Annotated in this window: 13 protein-coding genes and 1 tRNA gene; 3 read left to right on the top strand and 11 right to left on the bottom strand. The window is 62.0% G+C overall.

Going from position 1 to position 16,189, the window contains the following annotated elements; genetic code table 11:
- Positions 1 to 355: 355 nt before the first annotated feature.
- Entirely contained in the window at positions 356 to 988 is a 633-nt protein-coding gene (locus J0663_RS16665) for a class I SAM-dependent methyltransferase (RefSeq protein ID WP_207241398.1), read from the top strand.
- Positions 989 to 1,070: 82 nt separating this feature from the next.
- Here J0663_RS16665 and J0663_RS16660 read toward each other — a convergent pair.
- The 7 genes from J0663_RS16660 to bcsN form a co-directional block, all read right to left on the bottom strand.
- Positions 1,071 to 1,147 (bottom strand) — tRNA-Pro (locus tag J0663_RS16660).
- Positions 1,148 to 1,247: 100 nt separating this feature from the next.
- Positions 1,248 to 1,916 carry an HAD family hydrolase gene (locus J0663_RS16655; RefSeq protein ID WP_207241397.1) on the bottom strand — a complete coding sequence of 223 codons (669 nt, stop codon included), beginning with the start codon at positions 1,914 to 1,916 and terminating at the stop codon, positions 1,248 to 1,250.
- Between the two features lie 78 nt (positions 1,917 to 1,994).
- A complete protein-coding gene (locus J0663_RS16650; RefSeq protein WP_207241396.1) occupies positions 1,995 to 4,349 on the bottom strand; it encodes a cellulose synthase in 2,355 nt (784 codons plus the stop codon).
- The gene (locus tag J0663_RS16645) at positions 4,346 to 5,392 is read right to left on the bottom strand and encodes a family 8 glycosyl hydrolase (protein WP_207241395.1); all 1,047 of its coding nucleotides are present in this window, start codon (positions 5,390 to 5,392) and stop codon (positions 4,346 to 4,348) included. Before J0663_RS16645 ends, J0663_RS16650 begins: the two co-directional genes overlap by 4 nt.
- Entirely contained in the window at positions 5,389 to 7,797 is a 2,409-nt protein-coding gene (locus tag J0663_RS16640) for a cellulose biosynthesis cyclic di-GMP-binding regulatory protein BcsB (RefSeq protein WP_207241394.1), read from the bottom strand. The genes J0663_RS16645 and J0663_RS16640 overlap by 4 nt, the downstream gene beginning before the upstream one ends.
- The gene (gene bcsA / locus J0663_RS16635) at positions 7,794 to 9,986 is read right to left on the bottom strand and encodes a UDP-forming cellulose synthase catalytic subunit (RefSeq protein ID WP_207241393.1); all 2,193 of its coding nucleotides are present in this window, start codon (positions 9,984 to 9,986) and stop codon (positions 7,794 to 7,796) included. Before bcsA ends, J0663_RS16640 begins: the two co-directional genes overlap by 4 nt.
- A gap of 167 nt (positions 9,987 to 10,153) precedes the next feature.
- On the bottom strand, positions 10,154 to 11,134 hold the full coding sequence (gene bcsN, locus J0663_RS16630; RefSeq protein ID WP_207241392.1) for a cellulose biosynthesis protein BcsN: 981 nt from the start codon (positions 11,132 to 11,134) through the stop codon (positions 10,154 to 10,156).
- A gap of 320 nt (positions 11,135 to 11,454) precedes the next feature.
- On the opposite strand from bcsN, the gene J0663_RS16625 reads away from it, so the two are divergent.
- On the top strand, positions 11,455 to 11,769 hold the full coding sequence (locus J0663_RS16625; protein ID WP_183914942.1) for a DUF1236 domain-containing protein: 315 nt from the start codon (positions 11,455 to 11,457) through the stop codon (positions 11,767 to 11,769).
- Positions 11,770 to 11,806: 37 nt separating this feature from the next.
- Here J0663_RS16625 and J0663_RS16620 read toward each other — a convergent pair whose 3' ends face one another.
- The gene (locus J0663_RS16620) at positions 11,807 to 13,453 is read right to left on the bottom strand and encodes an ATP-binding protein (protein WP_207241391.1); all 1,647 of its coding nucleotides are present in this window, start codon (positions 13,451 to 13,453) and stop codon (positions 11,807 to 11,809) included.
- A 268-nt stretch (positions 13,454 to 13,721) separates the two neighbouring features.
- Between J0663_RS16620 and J0663_RS16615 the strand changes: the two genes are divergently transcribed.
- A complete protein-coding gene (locus J0663_RS16615) occupies positions 13,722 to 14,069 on the top strand; it encodes a response regulator (protein ID WP_207241390.1) in 348 nt (115 codons plus the stop codon).
- Positions 14,070 to 14,073: 4 nt separating this feature from the next.
- Here J0663_RS16615 and J0663_RS16610 read toward each other — a convergent pair whose 3' ends face one another.
- The 3 genes from J0663_RS16610 to J0663_RS16600 form a co-directional block, all read right to left on the bottom strand.
- The gene (locus J0663_RS16610; protein ID WP_207241389.1) at positions 14,074 to 14,616 is read right to left on the bottom strand and encodes a MerR family transcriptional regulator; all 543 of its coding nucleotides are present in this window, start codon (positions 14,614 to 14,616) and stop codon (positions 14,074 to 14,076) included.
- Between the two features lie 152 nt (positions 14,617 to 14,768).
- A complete protein-coding gene (locus J0663_RS16605; RefSeq protein WP_010019728.1) occupies positions 14,769 to 15,107 on the bottom strand; it encodes an integration host factor subunit alpha in 339 nt (112 codons plus the stop codon).
- 105 nt (positions 15,108 to 15,212) lie between these two features.
- Positions 15,213 to 16,184, bottom strand: coding sequence for a beta-ketoacyl-ACP synthase III (locus tag J0663_RS16600; protein ID WP_207244522.1), 972 nt, complete (start codon positions 16,182 to 16,184; stop codon positions 15,213 to 15,215).
- Positions 16,185 to 16,189 lie beyond the last annotated feature (5 nt).

Below are 16,189 nucleotides of genomic sequence, written 5' to 3'. Positions count from 1 at the left end.
TCAAGGGAGCATTTCACCGTATCGCTTACTTCAGCTGGACAAATCGTGGCCGATACGCCGGCCGTTTTCCGTCACATTGCGCAGATCCAAATTTCGGCCGTTTTCAGCATCTTCTCGGCACCCTGTCAATCAGCTTCGGGATAATCCGGCGCGGAGCATGACCATCAATCGCATCGTTATGAAGAGAAGTTTAACGATTCCGGCCGATCGGCATCGGAAGACGGCGCCCGGCTGATCGATTGCCGCCGACAATGCTTCCTGCGTTGATCACCTTAATACCATAACGGCACCACACTGCCGTCAAAGTCCGCCGTACAATTGTTGGCTCGGCAGGCTCACTTTTTCAGGAGGCAGAATGACTATCGAACTGGACGCTACTACCTATGTTCATGCCAAGCCAGCGACCGCTCATTCCTATATATTGCCAACCGTTGTTGATGTTCTTGGAAACACCTTCCACGAGGCAAACGAAACGGCGGTCTTCGACCTCGGTTGCGGCACCGGCGGCGCTGCCTCCGTGCTTGCCGAGAAAGGCTACGATGTCGTCGGTGTCGATCCGTCAGAGGACGGCATCGCGAAGGCGAAAGCGGTTCATCCCGATCTTCCGCTGGAAATCGGTTCCGGGTACGAAGACCTTTCCAGCCGTTACGGGACCTTCGATGCGGTCATCAGCCTGGAAGTCGTGGAGCATGTTTACGACCCCAAGGCCTTCACGGCGACGATGTACGATCTGGTGAAACCGGGCGGTATCGCGGTCGTATCGACGCCCTTTCACGGTTACTGGAAAAATCTGGCTTTGGCAGTCAGCGGGAAAATGGACGACCATTTCATGCCGCTCAAGAACCATGGCCATATCAAATTCTGGTCCCCGGGGACACTCAGCACGCTGCTGCTCGACACAGGCTTCGAAGACGTCGACTTCGAATATGTCGGACGAATTCCGCTTCTGGCAAAGTCGATGATTGCAATCGCACAGAAACCGCATTGACAACCCGCGTTCTCTGCCGCGGTCACGCGCTGGGGCGCTCACCGTCTAAGTGACTTTCTGACTGGGATTTCAAGGGGATAAATGGTCGGGGCGACTGGACTCGAACCAGCGACCCCTTGACCCCCAGTCAAGTGCGCTACCGGGCTGCGCTACGCCCCGACCTGCCGAAACGGCTTGCTTCGTTTAGTTTTTCAGCGCGTGCAATGCAAGCGGAAAAAACCTCTCTCCGAGAAAAAGGAAGCAGTTCGTCGCGCAACGGTCAGATCGCGGCGACCCTCAGCCGGCCTTCGGCGGTCTGGCGTGGCTGCCAGGTTCGATAGTTGGGGATCGAGAAATGCGGGGTTTCGAAAGGCGTGGCGTGAGTTTCGGTGATGACGGTGACGTCGGCGCCGGCGGCCTCGCCGGCAAGAATGCCGGCGACGGCGTCTTCGAAGACCAGGCATCTCGCGGGATCGACCCCGAGGCGGCTTGCGCCGAGCAGATAACCTTCAGGGCTTGGCTTGCCTGATTTGACCGTTTCGCCGCTGACGATCACCTTTGGCATCGGAATGCCGGCTGCAGCCATGCGGCGCCTGGCGAGTTCGATCGGCGCCGAGGTGACGATCGCCCATCTGCCGCCGGGAATGGCGTTCAGGAAGCGGACGGCATCGGGAATCTCGATGATGCCGGAGACATCCTCCATCTCCTCGGCCAGCAGCAGATCCGCCTCGTGGGCCGGGTCGACGCCCGGCAAGCCGAGGCCGCGGATCACGTCTGAGGCACGGATGCCGTGAATCGTCTTCAGAAAAACCTCTGGCTCAAAACCATGGCGTCTTGCCCATTCACTCCAGACGCGTTCGACGACGGCAATGGAATTCAGCAACGTTCCATCCATATCGAAGAGGAAGGCGTCATAAGACCTGTCGAGGATGTCATGGTGAGCGGGCACGGGTGTTTCCTTGCGAGCACGAGGCCGTCGGCAGCCTCTCCGCCAGGCGAGTAACCGAGAGCGGCGACGGCGTCAACGTCAGTCGTTGACGTCCGGATGCGTCACCTTGCGAACATCGGCCAGACCGCGTGTGGCGTCGCGGTTGCCGGTCGCGGCGGCGGCTTGAAAAATGCGCATCGCGTCATCGTACATTTTCATATTGAGGTAGCAGTAGCCGCGCAGAACCATCAGATCGATGCGCTCTTGCTGCAGCTGGGCGCGCTGATCGAGATAGATGAGGGTTTCGCGATAACGCCCCGCATCGAAGGCCGACAGGGCGCGATCGGCGAGGATCGCCACCTGCAGTTCGGCGGCGCGCCGCTGGCTTTGCGGCGCCTTCGTTGCCGCGACGGCGGCATTACTGGAAAGACCGGCGCGCAGATAGGCGAGGCTTTGACCGTATGCTGCGTCTTCGCGAATCTTGCGCACCGGGCTCTGCAGTGCCGCCTCGAAGGCCGAAATCGCCTCCATCGGCCGGTTGATATCCATCAGGCACCAGCCGCGCGACAGCGCCTCACCCGGCCCGAGCTGCCCGGCGTCGATGGTTGTGGAGCAGCCCCGTGCCTGGCGCTGACCGCGCCCGACGGTGACCGTCTGCATTGCCGGTCTTGCCGCGCGAACGGCGACATCCGGTTCCTGCTGCCGCGCAGCTCGCGGCTCCAGCGGAAGCGCCTCTGCCGGCTGAACCGGCTGCTGCGGCGCAAGCGGCGCCTTTGCCGGTTGCGTGCCGGCGATTGACACCATCGAAGAGATGTCTTCGAGATTGGCGATGCGCGCCGACCGGCCGGCCCAGGCGCGCTGGATGTCGAGCACGCCCTTGCGGTCGTTCAGCTGCTCGCGGGTGACGGCAAGACCATAAGCGGACGGTTCGTCGTCCGGTTTCCAGGCAAGCGCGGTTTCGAACCAGCGCGCAGCGGTCTGGAACTGGTTGAGGGAGCGGGCATACCAACCGAACTGCTGCGCCGTTGGCACATATTTCCGGGCGATGACCTCGGCGGCGACGCGGTGCAGCACGTCTTCGCCGAGATCGGCCGGCGGCTGCAGCGCCATCAGATTGGCGGTGGCGGCAAGATAGGTCGCGGTCGCATCATCGGAATCGGCGCGCCAGCGGAACATGACGTCTTCGGCTTCCTCTGGCGCCTTGCGGGCAATCAGCGCCAGTGCGAGCCCCTGTGAAGCGGCCGCCGTATCTTCTTTGGCCCGGGCGGCGCGAAACCACTTTTCGGCATCGGCAGGATTGTTGCGGCGAAGCTGGTGCCAGCCGAGCAGCAGTGCATCGGAGGCGAGCCCTTGGCTCTCGGCGATCTTTTCTAGGCGAAGGATATAGCCCGGCGCGATGGCAAGCTTTGGATCGGTATTGCCTTCGGCCACGAAGCGACGGGCAAGATTGTCGCGGATCGCATCGAATTCCCTGCTGCCGTTTGCCGCGGGCCTTTCCAGCGCGAGCAGTTGCTGCATCGGCTGGTAGGAAAGCAGCGCAGAGGCTTTTTCGACCGTCGCCTGGCGTTCGGCGGGATTGGTGCAGTTCTTCAAGATATAGGCGTAGGCATCCTGACCGCGTTGCGCCCTCTGCGTGTGGATGAAGGCCTCGGCAACGCGCCAGAGCATATCCACCTCGCTGCAGGTGAGCAGGCTCGGCGTCGCGGCTGCGATATCGACCACCGTCGCATATTGTTTGAGATCGGAAGCGTTGACGAGGCGGGAGCGGGCCTCGGCGACGTCGAGCCGATCGAGCAGGTCGGGCGGCGGATGCCATCCGGCCTCCGTTGCCTGACGGTCGGCGATCGTCTTGCGCAACTCCGCATAGCGCCCATCGGAATAGAGCTTCCACATGGCCTCGAGCTGCTTATCGCCGTTCTGCGGCACGGCAAGCGGATCGGCAGGCGGAACCCAGTTCGGGTAAAGCGCCTGCAGGCGGGAGATCTCGGCCTGCAGGCGCACCTGATCGCCGCGGCTGGCGAAATAGCGAAGTGCACTTTCATCGACGGCAGGTGGCGGTGGCGCGGCGGCCTCCTGCGGTGCCGCCCCCTCGGAAACGATCGGAGGCGGGACCGGTGCCGGCGGGGCGACCGTCTGAGCCGGAGCAGGTTGCGGCGAAGTCGGTTGAAGTGCCGGCGGTTCGGGTGCCGCAGCATCAGCCTCCGGCGTTGCCGCTCCCGATGGCGGCGACGAAGTGATCGCCTCGATCTTGTCGGCGACACGCTGCGCATCGAATTCCGGATTGCCGGCAGGCGTATCGGACGGCCTGACCCGGCCCATCATCATCAGCTCCGGCGCTGGTTTGCCGGCCGACGCAAGCCCGAACCGTTCCTGCAAAGCGGCACGATCCTTCAGCCCGGTGACCAGGCTCGCCACCACGACTGCCGCTGAAATCGCCACGAGAGAAGACTTCACAGACACTCCGGATGCTTCTCCCCGATGTAAGCCAGCCCGAGTAGCTGAAGCGTGGACGGATAATAGAGTGTGGGCGCAAATTGCAGGGCCGAGACCGGCAGCTTGGTGCCGTCAACAACACAGGCCACAACATCGTTAACAATTCGATAACCGGGGTCTCGCAGCACGGTCTTCGGCCGACCGGTGGTGAGGTCGATGGTGGCGGGAACGCCGTCCATCGACATTCCTTGTTTCAACCCGGTCAGCAATGCCTTGTCCTCAATGCCGCCGCGGACGAGGTAGAGTGGAATGCGGATGGCGTTGTAGGCAAATTCGGCGTCGAAACCCTCGGCTGGCTGCGGCTGGCCCTTGAGGCTCACCCATTCGGCGGGCAGCTTGCGCGGGCCGAACTGCATCGTCTTCAGCAAGGCCACGCCGTCTTGCGACAGCTTCTCCCAGGCATCCGACGGAGCGAGTGCCGCCATGACCGGGATCGCCTCATAGATCCAATATGACGGATTGACGACAGGACCGTCTTCGCGGTCGGCGGCAGCAAAACCTTCACTCCCCGGCAACAGGAGCGTTCGTCCGCCCGAGCGCACCAAGGTTTCGGCAAGCAGCGCCTGCGCCATGCGCGAGGCGGCCAGGATATAATCCTCGCGCTTCCACGCCGTTCCGGCGAGCGCCAGAGCATAGGCGATCAGGATGTCGCCATCGGAGGCATTGTTGGTGTCGGTGACGTGCGGCTTGACGTTCGGATCCCATTTCCAAACGGCCAGGCCATCGTCGCGCAGCAGCAGTTCGGTGCGGGTGAAATACCAGATCTGTTCGAAATCGGCAGGGCTTGCCGAGAGATAGGCAAGCAGCATGCCATAGCCCTGCCCTTCGCTGTGGCTTATGTTGCCGTTGCCGTTGTCGACGATGCGGCCGCTCGGATCGAGAAATTTCGCCTTATAAGCCGACCACGCCCCGGCATTGATCATCGCCTGCTGCGCCAGTGCAGGCGGGCTCGCGGGGGCGAGCGCAACGGCTGCGGCAATGAGGAGCGAACGCCACCGCCTCATCCCGAACGACCCAGCGTTTTGAGCATCTTCGACGTGGCGACCCCGATCAGCAGCAGGAAGACGACGAGCAGCGAGGCATAGGAGAGAATATTCGTCGACAGCCAGTTTGCGGCGATCAGACGGTAGTTGCCGATCGACCATGGCGTGGACGGGACGAAATCGAAACGGGTGACGGGCACCGTATCGATCTTGCCCGTCTTGCTCGAATAGGTGGTGATGTGGCCTGATATCTGCGGCCAGTTCAGCTGGCCGGTCAGCACTTCGAGCCCTTCGCGCAGGTCCTTCGCCGAGGGCGCAGCCACCACGGTCCAGGATCCCCCTCCCAAGGGACTGGCACCCTGGGCGATCATGAGCGTGTCGACGTTCGACGGTGTAAAGACCTCCTCGGCGCCGGGGATGAACTGCAGCGAACTGCGCGAGATATCGAAACTGCGCCCCAGCCATTCGCGAAAGGCGATGATGCGGCTGCGCAAGATGCCGCCGCTGACTTTGGAGTTCCACTCTTCGAAAGCCGTGCCGGTATCGACGACACCCGGCTGCGTGTCGGTCACGGGACGCCATGAGGCTTGGCTGGCGGCGGAGATATTGGCCTGCGTCAGCACCGTTGCCGGCATCTGCGAGATCGAGCCGATGAAGATGGCATCCCGATCTCCGATCGTGTTGGGCGAAGCGACGGTTTCGACATCGATCGGATGGCCGGCCATGACCGCCGTCTGGCCGAGCAGCGTGGCGGCGGCCGAAAGCGTATCGGCATCGACTCGGTCGATGAAGAGCGGCGTCGGTTCCGTTGCCCTGCTGTAGGGATAGGCGGTGCCGGCCATTGCCGCCAGGTTCGGACGCTGCCCGACGCGGGCAAAATCCGGAATGTGCACTTCGGAGGTATCGAACAAGGCAAAACGGGGATTGGCACCGGCGGTAGCACCAGGGGCGCAAGCGGCGTCGTCCTTCGTCATCAGGGTCGTCTCGATCGAAACCGTATTCAGACCGGGTTTGAAATGGCGCATCGTCACGCGGATCGGCAGATGACGGAGAATGCCGCCGGTGGTCGAGGTGAGCGGCACGGTGGAGGCGATGTTGTCGTTGACGTAAATATCGATTTGGCTGCCGGGAAGCACATTTTCGGTATAAGCGGCGTCGAGCAGCACCTTCGCCTCGCCATAGGCATTGGCATAGAAATCGGCCGGCACGGCGATATTGAAGCTCGTGCGGAACCGCCGCCCCGAAAATTCCGTGGTCTTCACGCCGAGTTGCGACAGGGCGATGCTGGTATCGGAAAAGATCAGCGGCGCATTCGGAGCGCTCCAGCGCTCGGTGGCCAGCGCGTCGCGGCGGACGTCCACGGACCTGTCGGTCGGCGAGACGATGGTATCGATCGCCGAGGAGACCGCCTGCCAGGAGGGGCCGCTGATCAGAAGCACCGGCGAGCCGCTGCGCGGATCGGTGACGAAAGCGGCAAGCGCTGCACTTTCGGCGCCGGCCGGCAGGCCGGGGAAGAGCGGCCGCAGTTCCGCCGCGGTGCCGACGAGAACGCCGAGCCTGCCGGGCCCGGCAGCCGGGAGAGAATTGGTGCTGAAGGCAAAAATCTGGTTCGGCATGCTGCTCAGCACCGAGAGACCCTGCGCAAGCCGCAGCAGCGGCTTTGTCATTCCCGGCTGCTCCAGCGCCGGGACGAGGATGTCGAACTGCGTCTTGCCGGCGCCGTCGACGCCGACGGCGCGAACGGCGTCGGCGCTCGACAGCTGTGCAGCCTCACTGCCGGCAAAACTCAGATAGGTTCCGGCCGGATCGATGTTCGACCACAGTTCGTAGGTGGACTGGATGCTGCAATCGGTGCGGTGACGCTGGTCGGCTTCAAAGGTGACGAGGTTCGCGCCCGGCTGCAGCAGACCGGGCGGAACCTCGAAAGTGACGGCCGACGAGCCGTCCGGCGAGCCGACGCGCTGCTGGCCAATCGGGCGGTTGTTGAGATACACGGTCAGCGCAGAGGCCTCGGGCGCGACGACGATGGCATTCTGGTAGGCAAAGGTGAAGCTAGCCTTGGCCGCCGCCTGTTCCGGCGTCAGATACACGGACCACGAACGGCGGTCGTATTCGCCGGCTAGGCCAAATTTCGAAAAGGGCACGACATAGCGGCGGATATCGCCAAAAGACAACGGCGCAGCGCGATTTGCCGCTGCGGCAGGCTGGAGCGCCGGCTGCGGCTGGACGACGATTGGCGGAGGAGCCGCTGCGGGCTTGACCGGCGCCGGAGGTGTCACGGCAGGGGGCGGAGCGGGCTGTGTCAATCTCGGCGTGACCGACACGCCGGGCGGCCGTTCGCCGGACATGTCGAAGGGTGCCGTCTGCGCCTGAGCGAAGGCGGAGGCGTTGAGCAGGAGAAGCGAGGCGGCGGCGATCGTTCTCATCCGGCATTGACCTTTGCCGCCTGCTGCTGCGCCTCCCGCTCCGGCCGCATGCTGCGGAAGAAATAAACGAGACCGCGGCTCGTCTGATAGAGCGACATGCCGAGGAACCAGACGGTGCCGCGGATCAGGCCGGGATTGCGGCGGCGCGCGGCCTGGAACTCGGTCCACTGGTCGGAATTGGCAAACATGAGATCGGCGATGAGCCGATGGTCGAGCGCGCTTTTCGGCACATATTGGCAGCCGACATTGCTGATATCGCCCGAAGGCTCGATGTTGCGAACGATGAGCGGCAGGGTTTCCAGCTCCGCACCGCTATAGGGTCGGAAGCGGATCTCACCTGGTGTGCCGACCATCAGCTCATCGAGATGCTTGTTGAAGATATGCAGCCTTGCACCGTGGACGGAGACATCCTCGATCGAGGCGGCGTACCACTTTCCGTTGGCAAAGAATTCGCAGCGCCGGTTGACGCGGACGCGGCGGGACAAGGCGCGCTCGCCGCGTTCCGACACGACGCCAAGCGCGCAGCCGGCCATGATCAGGTTGATGACATTCCATCCGCCGACGACGAGCGTGACGTCGGCCTTATAGGGTTCGGCATAAATCCTGTAGAAGGTGATGACGAGCGCAATGATCTGCACCGCGAAGATGACGAAGAACGGACGGCTGATCTCCGACAGACGGCTGACGGCAATCGACTCATCCTTGGCGGTGACCTTGAAGGTCGGCTTCCTCGGATTGAGCATGACGGAGACGACAGCCGGCAGCAGATGCACCGTCTGGACATATTCGTAGAGCTCGGAAATCCAGGGCCAGCGGAACGACCCGTAGAGGTAGTTCTGCATCATCAGATTCACGAGCATATAGGCGAGTGTATAGGCAAGGAACTCGCCGCCGGAGGCGGTGAAGATTTCCAGATCGAAGAACAGATAGAAGAGCGGCGCAAACAGAAAGATCGTGCGCGGGAACGGAAAGAGCCAGAAAAGCGTGGACGACATGTAACAGAAACGCTGCGGGATCGACAGGCCGCGCTTCAGAAGCGGGAAACGGAAGCGCAGGATCTGCATCATGCCCTGCGCCCAGCGGCTGCGCTGGCCGATGAAGCTTGCGAAGGTGGCCGGCTGCAGCCCGGCGATCAGCGGCTTGTCGACATAGATGCTGTTCCAGCCGCTGCCATGGAGCGCCAGCGCCGTTTCGCAATCTTCGGTAATGCTGATGCCGGAAAAGCCGTTCTGGGATTCGAGCGCCTTGCGGCTTAAGACTGCGGCCGAACCGCAGAAGAAGGCGGCGTTCCATTTGTCGAGGCCGCGCTGGATGATGCCGTAGAACATCTCGTTTTCGCTCGGCATCTTGTCGAAGGTGCGCAGGTTGCGCTCGAGCGGATCGGGATTGATGAAGAAGTGCGGGGTCTGGACGAGAAAGAGTTTCGGATCATCCTCGAAGTAGCCGACGGTCTCGAGCAGGAAGTCGCGCGCCGGTGCATGGTCGGCGTCGAAGACGGCGATGAGTTCGCCGGTCGAATGTTTCATGCCATTGTTGAGATTGCCCGCCTTGGCATGCTCGTTGCGGTCGCGCGTGAGGTAGGTGACGTCAAGGTCGTGGCAGAGCTGTTTCAGCTCGACATGGCGGGCCGCCGCCGCCTGCGCCTCGAGCAACTTGCCGGAATTGCGCTTCTGCAGGGTGCCGCCATCGTCGAGCAACCAGACATGCAGCTTGTCGGCCGGATAGTCCATGGCCTTGGCGGCAGCAAGCGTGTTTCCAAGAAGGCCGGCATCCTCGTTGTAGGAGGGTACGAAGACGTCGACATGCGGCAAACGGCCGGGATTGGCGGCACGCGATGGGCGCGACGGCAGCGGCGTGGCGACGATGAAAAGGCTGAGCCCCAGCATTGCGACGCTATACATTTCGGCAAGATAGAGCAGCAGGCCGGGAATGAAATTCTCAGGCTGATTCAGCGGCGGCAGCGTGTTGGTGGTGCGCCAATAGACATAGCGCAGCACGATCGACGTGCCGAAGGCAAGCGCTACCAGACGCCATGTCCCCTCGCCCTTCAGAATCTTGATCAGCGCCATCACCGTGACGACCGTGACGCTGGTGATGAGCTGCGTCTGCAGATTAACCGGCAGGGTGATCAGCACGATCATGCAGAGCGAAACCACGGCCCATATGAAGACACTGCGAGCTTTGCGCATCGACATTCCTTCGAAATTGCTCCGCCGGGCACTGTCCGGTGACCCGGCACGCTCACTGGAACAGGATGATTTTGGGCAGGTCGACCTGAAATCTGAATCCTGTTCTAAATTAACGCGTTAGGGCATGATGTCGTCCGAAAACCGCTCCCACCTTTCGGCATCACGCTCTATCTCCGGCAGACGGCCGTCATAGCCGCGTCGCCAATGCAGTCCGGTGAGGGCACGGTGACGCCGATCGCCCTTGCCGATTGTTCCAGCGGCGCGGCGGCCGCGCCCGGCGCTGCACCCGTTTGCGGCGGCTCGCTCGGCAGCGGCACACGCGGACCGATGGGCGCGGGCAACGGTGCGGCGCCCTGCGCCGGCTCCCGGCTCGGGGTGCTGCGAACCGGAGCGGCCGGTGGCAGACGGACTGCGGCAGGCGCCGGCTCGTAACCGATCGGCATCGGGATGGCGCGATATCCGCCCGCATCGGGATAGATCGGTTCGCCGGTACGACCGATCGCCGCGTCGGCAGGCGGCGGCTTACCGTACGGATTCCAGGTCGGGCCGTCGAAGGTGCCGGTGATGGTATAGCCGTAGACGATGCCGAGCAGCTGGCGCTCGCTTGCGCGGGCGTCACACAGGCGCAGGCGCAGCTGGATCATGCCGAAATTGCGTGCCTGGGTATTGGCGGCCGCGCTCGAGCGGATCTGTTGCCAGGCATAGATGCAGACATCGCCGGCGCGGCTGCGGCCGGAAGCATAGCCGAAAGGGCCGTAGGCGTTCTGCAGGAAAGTCGCCGATGTCGCCATCGGCACACCAGGGGCCGAACGGGCCACCTCGCGGGCAATACCGCTCTCGCTGATCATGCTGAAGTTGGCGTTGCCCATCCCCGGATTGGACCCGGAAGCGCCGAAGAACTGGGCTTTCAGAAAATTCTGTCCGGGCACGGAAGATGAGGTGAACAGCGAGATCGTCTGTTCAACGCCATTGCCGCGCTTGCGCTCGACGACGCTGACGATCGACGGGCCGCCCGGCGGCGGCAGGACCAGCGCCTTTTCAGGGGCCACCGTCTCCGGTCCGGAAGCCTGGTTCACACCGCCTGTCGAAGTGCAACCGGCTACCACGCCCGCCACGGCCACCAGCGATATCGTCTTCCGCAAGCGCATGTCTCGAGCCGCCGCAATCGTCTTTCCCGATATCCGTTCGCAGACCAAAACGCGACGGACCTTCGAATCAACGACCGTCCGGCCGTCCACCTGACATAAGTCGCCGACATGGTTAACGAAGAGTAAAGAACCCGACCCTGATGCCACCGGACGACTCGCGCTGAACGTGATTCGAACAGCTCAACCGTATGGTGCACAAACTAGTTTAGCAACAAACAATCGGCGTCCCCGGCCCCTGCGACGGCGGCAAGGCGGTGGCGGAACTATGCCGTATGGCTGGCGTTGCCTTGATGTGCAGAGTTCAAAAAGGAGAACATCCCATGCGTAAGATCATGCTGGCGACAGCCGCCATGCTGACCATCTGCTCGGCCGCCTTCGCACAGAGTACCGTCATCGTCACCGACCCCGCACCAACCGGCTCCGTTGTCCTGCCTGGCGAGGTGCGCACCTATGTAATGGAGCAAAACACGCCATCCGTCGTCTATGACGGCGAGATCACGGTAGGCGCAACGCTGCCGGACACCGTTGAAGTCCATACCGTTCCCAATGTCGACGGCTATGGCTACACCGTCATCAACGAGCGGCGCGTGATCGTCGAGCCGAAGACGCATCGCGTGATCCAGGTTCTCGAATAAGCGACTGGGGGGCTGGAGACGCGCATAGTGCGCGAGTTCACGTCCCCTCGTCTCCCACATTCACTGGTACGTTCAAGAGTTCGCGGATCTTATGAGCGAGCTGCTCCAAGCTGAAAGGCTTGGCGAGCAGCGAAACGCCGTGGTCAAGCACACCATTGTGGACGATGGCATTGCGAGTGTAACCCGTGGTGTAAAGGATCCGGATCGCCGGCCATTTTTCTTGAACGGCATCGGCAAGCTGACGTCCGCTCATCTGCGGCATAACGATATCGGTGAAGATCAAGTCGACGTCGGGATTCCCTTCCAGAAGGATGAGCGCCTCGACGCCGCTTGCCGCCTGCAACACGGTGTAGCCGAGTTCGTGCAGGCTTTCGGCGGTCATGGTGCGGACGTGTTCATCGTCCTCCACCACCAGGATGGTATCGTTGACGCTTCCCTGAGGAATCGGCTGGGCGCCGGCGCCGGCCAGGCGGGCATCCGCCTTGCCGACATGGCGTGGCAGATAGATCTTTACCGTCGTTCCCCGGTCGATCTCCGAATAGATCTTGATGTGGCCGCCGCTCTGCTTGATGTAGCCGTAGACTTGGCTCAATCCGAGACCGGTCCCCTTGCCGGGTCCTTTGGTCGTGTAAAACGGATCGAAGGCGCGGTCGATCACTTCTGGCGACATTCCGGTGCCGGTGTCAGTGATGCTGATCATCACATACTGGCCCGCCTCGACCTCCGAATGCATCCGGGAATATCGCTCGTCAAGTTCGGTATTGGCGGTCTCGATCGTCAGATGGCCGCCGCCGGGCATGGCGTCGCGCGCATTGACGGAAAGGTTCAGCATGGCGTTTTCGAGTTGGCTGAGATCAGCGAAGGTAGGCCAGAGGCCGCCGGCAAGAACCGTTTCGATCCGGATATGTTCGCCGAGCGTACGCCGCAGCAACTCCGACATGCCGCCGACAAGCTTGTTGACGTCGATCACCTCCGGCGCAAGCGGCTGCTGGCGCGAGAAGGCGAGAAGACGCGCGGTCAATACAGCGGCCCGCTGGGCTCCGTCTCTGGCATTCTGAAGTGAGTTCAGCAGGCGCGGATCCTCGTGTCCCGTCATCCGCCGCTGGGCCAGATCGAGATTGCCGATGATGATCGCCAGCATGTTGTTGAAATCATGGGCAACGCCGCCGGTGAGCTGACCGATCGTCTCCATCTTTTGCAGCTGGCGCACCTGCGCCTGGGCAGCGGCGTTCTCCTCCATCTCATGCCGGAGTTCGGCAGTGCGCTGGGCCACCGTCTCTTCAAGGCGCGTATTGAAGCTGTTGAGTTCGCTGCGGAGGCGGCTCTGCCTGCCATGAGCGACAATAATCATCTCCATCAGGCTGACGATAATCACGGCATTGACGATAAAGGTCGCAAGACCGATCCATTGGCCGGCGTTCACCGGCCAGAAGGCATCATGTGGCTCAACGAAAAACTGCTGGACGATGAAACCGGCGAGCATGGCCGCCACCAGGCCAGGCCCGGCGCCGCCGACGAAACTGGCGAGCAAGATCGCCGGAACGAAGCTCAGGAAGGGAAACACGGAGAGATAATCGCCGGCGGCAAGCCTCAGAAGAAAGGTCAGGCCGACGAAGGCAATCGCCAGCGGATACGTATAGCCCGGCCTGTGACGCAGCCAATCCGTGGCACTCAGCAAATCCATTCCACACCCCTTCCCGGCCGTCGCGGAAACGGCATCCCAGCTTTTGCACATCGAATTTCGCCGGGCAATATGCTGTTTCCAAAGCGCGGCGCGATCTTTCAGATTCGCTTGCCGCGCCTTAGGCTCTTGTGTTTACACATGTCGTCGTCCAAAAACTGCTGCACAGTTTTGTACGACAGGCATTACCACTGCTGCGCGTGGCGTCTTGACGGGCTGCGCAAGCGGTCCACATAAATCTTCGTGCCCGGCAAGGGGAATGGACGGGATCATGAAAGACATATTCATCGTCGAGGACGATGCACTGATCGCCATGTTGCTCGAGGACATGCTCAGCGATCTCGGCTATCGGGTCTGCGCGAGCGCCCCCGATTTGGAACGGGCGCTCGCAACCGCCAGGGACATGGAGTTCGACGCCGCAATCCTCGACGTCTCTCTCGCCGGCCGGAGTTCGCTACCGGTCGCAAAACTGCTCGACGACCGCGGCAAACCCTATCTTTATGCAACGGGTTATGGCAGCGCGCCGGAAGGCAGCCGCCCCAGCACCCTCCCCGTGCTGCGAAAACCGTTCCAGCTCAACGAGCTCGAACAGGCGATGAAGCAGCTTTCCGAATCCTGAACGATCAGCGCACCTGATCGAGCAGACGCTTGCATTCCAGGAGGTCGTAGAGCGCCTCCTGAAGCAGTGCCCTATCCTCCTTGCCGACACTCGATTTGCCGATCGAGACTTCCGGCTGATCGTCGTCTCCGGCGACGAAATTGAAGAACCGGCGGGTGATCGGCGGCTTGGCGCGGCCGACAATCTGGTCCTCCTCGGCCATGCCGACGCGCGGTTCCCCTGCACCCATCTCTTGCGCGCCCGAGGCAAGCGCCTCGACGCTGGCGAGATCGCCGTGGCCGACCGAGATGACGAACTTGTTGCCATTGGTCTTTAGAAGCTTTTGCACGCCCTTGATCGTATAGCCGTGATCATAGAGCAAATGCCGGATGCCCTTCAGGAGGTCGACGTCCTCCGGCCGGTAGTAACGACGGCCGCCGCCGCGCTTCATCGGCTTTATCTGGGGAAAGCGCGTTTCCCAAAAGCGCAGCACATGCTGCGGCAGATCAAGATCGTCTGCGACTTCGCTAATGGTGCGAAAGGCATCGGGGCTCTTGTCCAACGTCATACTGCTACGCAACCTCGCAGGCTCGATCCAACGGCGACTCATCATATTTCAAAGGTTTGGCGCCGACAATTCAAGTCATGTCTCGACGTTGCGCACAAGGGATGGACAGTGCGAGAGAAAAAAACGCCGTTCCGAGGGAAGGAAGCCCGATATCAGGGAGCCGGATTCTGCGGCTTCAGCTTGACCTTGCGGGAGACATGCGCCTTGAGAATGCGCGTCTTCAGCACGTTTGAGGCCTTGAAGGTCATCACCCGGCGGGGAGAGATCGGAACCTCCTCGCCGGTCTTCGGGTTGCGGCCGATCCGCTCATTCTTATCGCGAACCTGAAAGGTGGCAAAGGAGGAAAGCTTGACGGTTTCACCACGCACAATGGCGTTGCAGATTTCGTCGATCACCGTTTCCACAAGCTCGGCGGATTCTGTCCGAGAAAGACCAACCTTTCGGAAAACGGATTCCGCCAGGTCTGCTCGCGTCACTGTTTTTCCGGTCATGGTTTCCCCGCCATTACAAAATATTTTTTGAAAGCGAACGAAGAGTATTTGTCTTGCGCCTCACGGTCAAGCTCTTGTTCGCCGCCGGTTTTTTAGGATTTGTGCTTACCAGCGCAGGAGAACGGCGCCCCAAGTGAAGCCGCCGCCCATCGCTTCCAGCATCACGAGGTCCCCCTTCTTGATGCGGCCGTCGCCGGCTGCGGTCGCAAGCGCGAGCGGGATCGAGGCGGCCGACGTATTGCCGTGCAGGTCGACGGTGACGACGACCTTCTTCGCATCGATGTTCAACTTCTTCGCCGACCCGTCGATAATGCGTCGATTGGCCTGGTGCGGCACCAGCCAATCGAGATCTTCGGCGGTGGTGCCGGTCGAATCGAAAGCGGCCTGAATGACATCGGTGATCATGCCGACGGCATATTTGAACACTTCGCGGCCTTCCATGCGCAGCTTGCCGACGCTGCCCGTCGTCGAAGGTCCGCCATCGACATAAAGCTTGTCCTTGTGCGAACCGTCGGAACGCAGATGCGCGGTCAGGACGCCGCGATCGGCAGACGTCCCCTCACCTTCGGCCGCCTCAAGCACGATCGCGCCGGCGCCATCGCCGAAAAGAACGCAGGTGGTGCGGTCGTTCCAGTCGAGAATGCGTGAAAACGTCTCGGCGCCGATGACGAGAACGCGCTTTGCAAGGCCGCCGCGGATATAGGCGTCCGCGGTGGTGACCGCATAGACGAAACCGGTGCAGACGGCCTGGACGTCGAAGGCGAAGCCATGGCTCATGCCGAGACGGTTCTGGATGTTGACCGAGGTCGCCGGAAAGGTGTTGTCGGGCGTCGAGGTGGCGCAGATAACAAGATCGATATCGGCGGGCGTCAGGCCGCCATTGGAAAGCGCCGCACGCGCGGCGGCTTCGCCGAGCGAAGCCGTCGTCTCGTCGTCGCCGGCCACGTAACGCTGCCGGATGCCGGTGCGCTGGACGATCCATTCGTCGGACGTATCGACGATGGCCTCCATGTCACGATTGGTCATCACGCACTTCGGAAGTGCGGCTCCGAATCCGCAAACCACAGAACGGATCATCTTCG

Origin of the sequence: Rhizobium lentis (genome assembly GCF_017352135.1) — a bacterium.
GTDB classification, from domain to species: Bacteria; Pseudomonadota; Alphaproteobacteria; order Rhizobiales; family Rhizobiaceae; genus Rhizobium; species Rhizobium lentis.
Note: the sequence above shows the minus strand (reverse complement) of the source record. Positions and strands in the feature narration are given on the sequence as shown.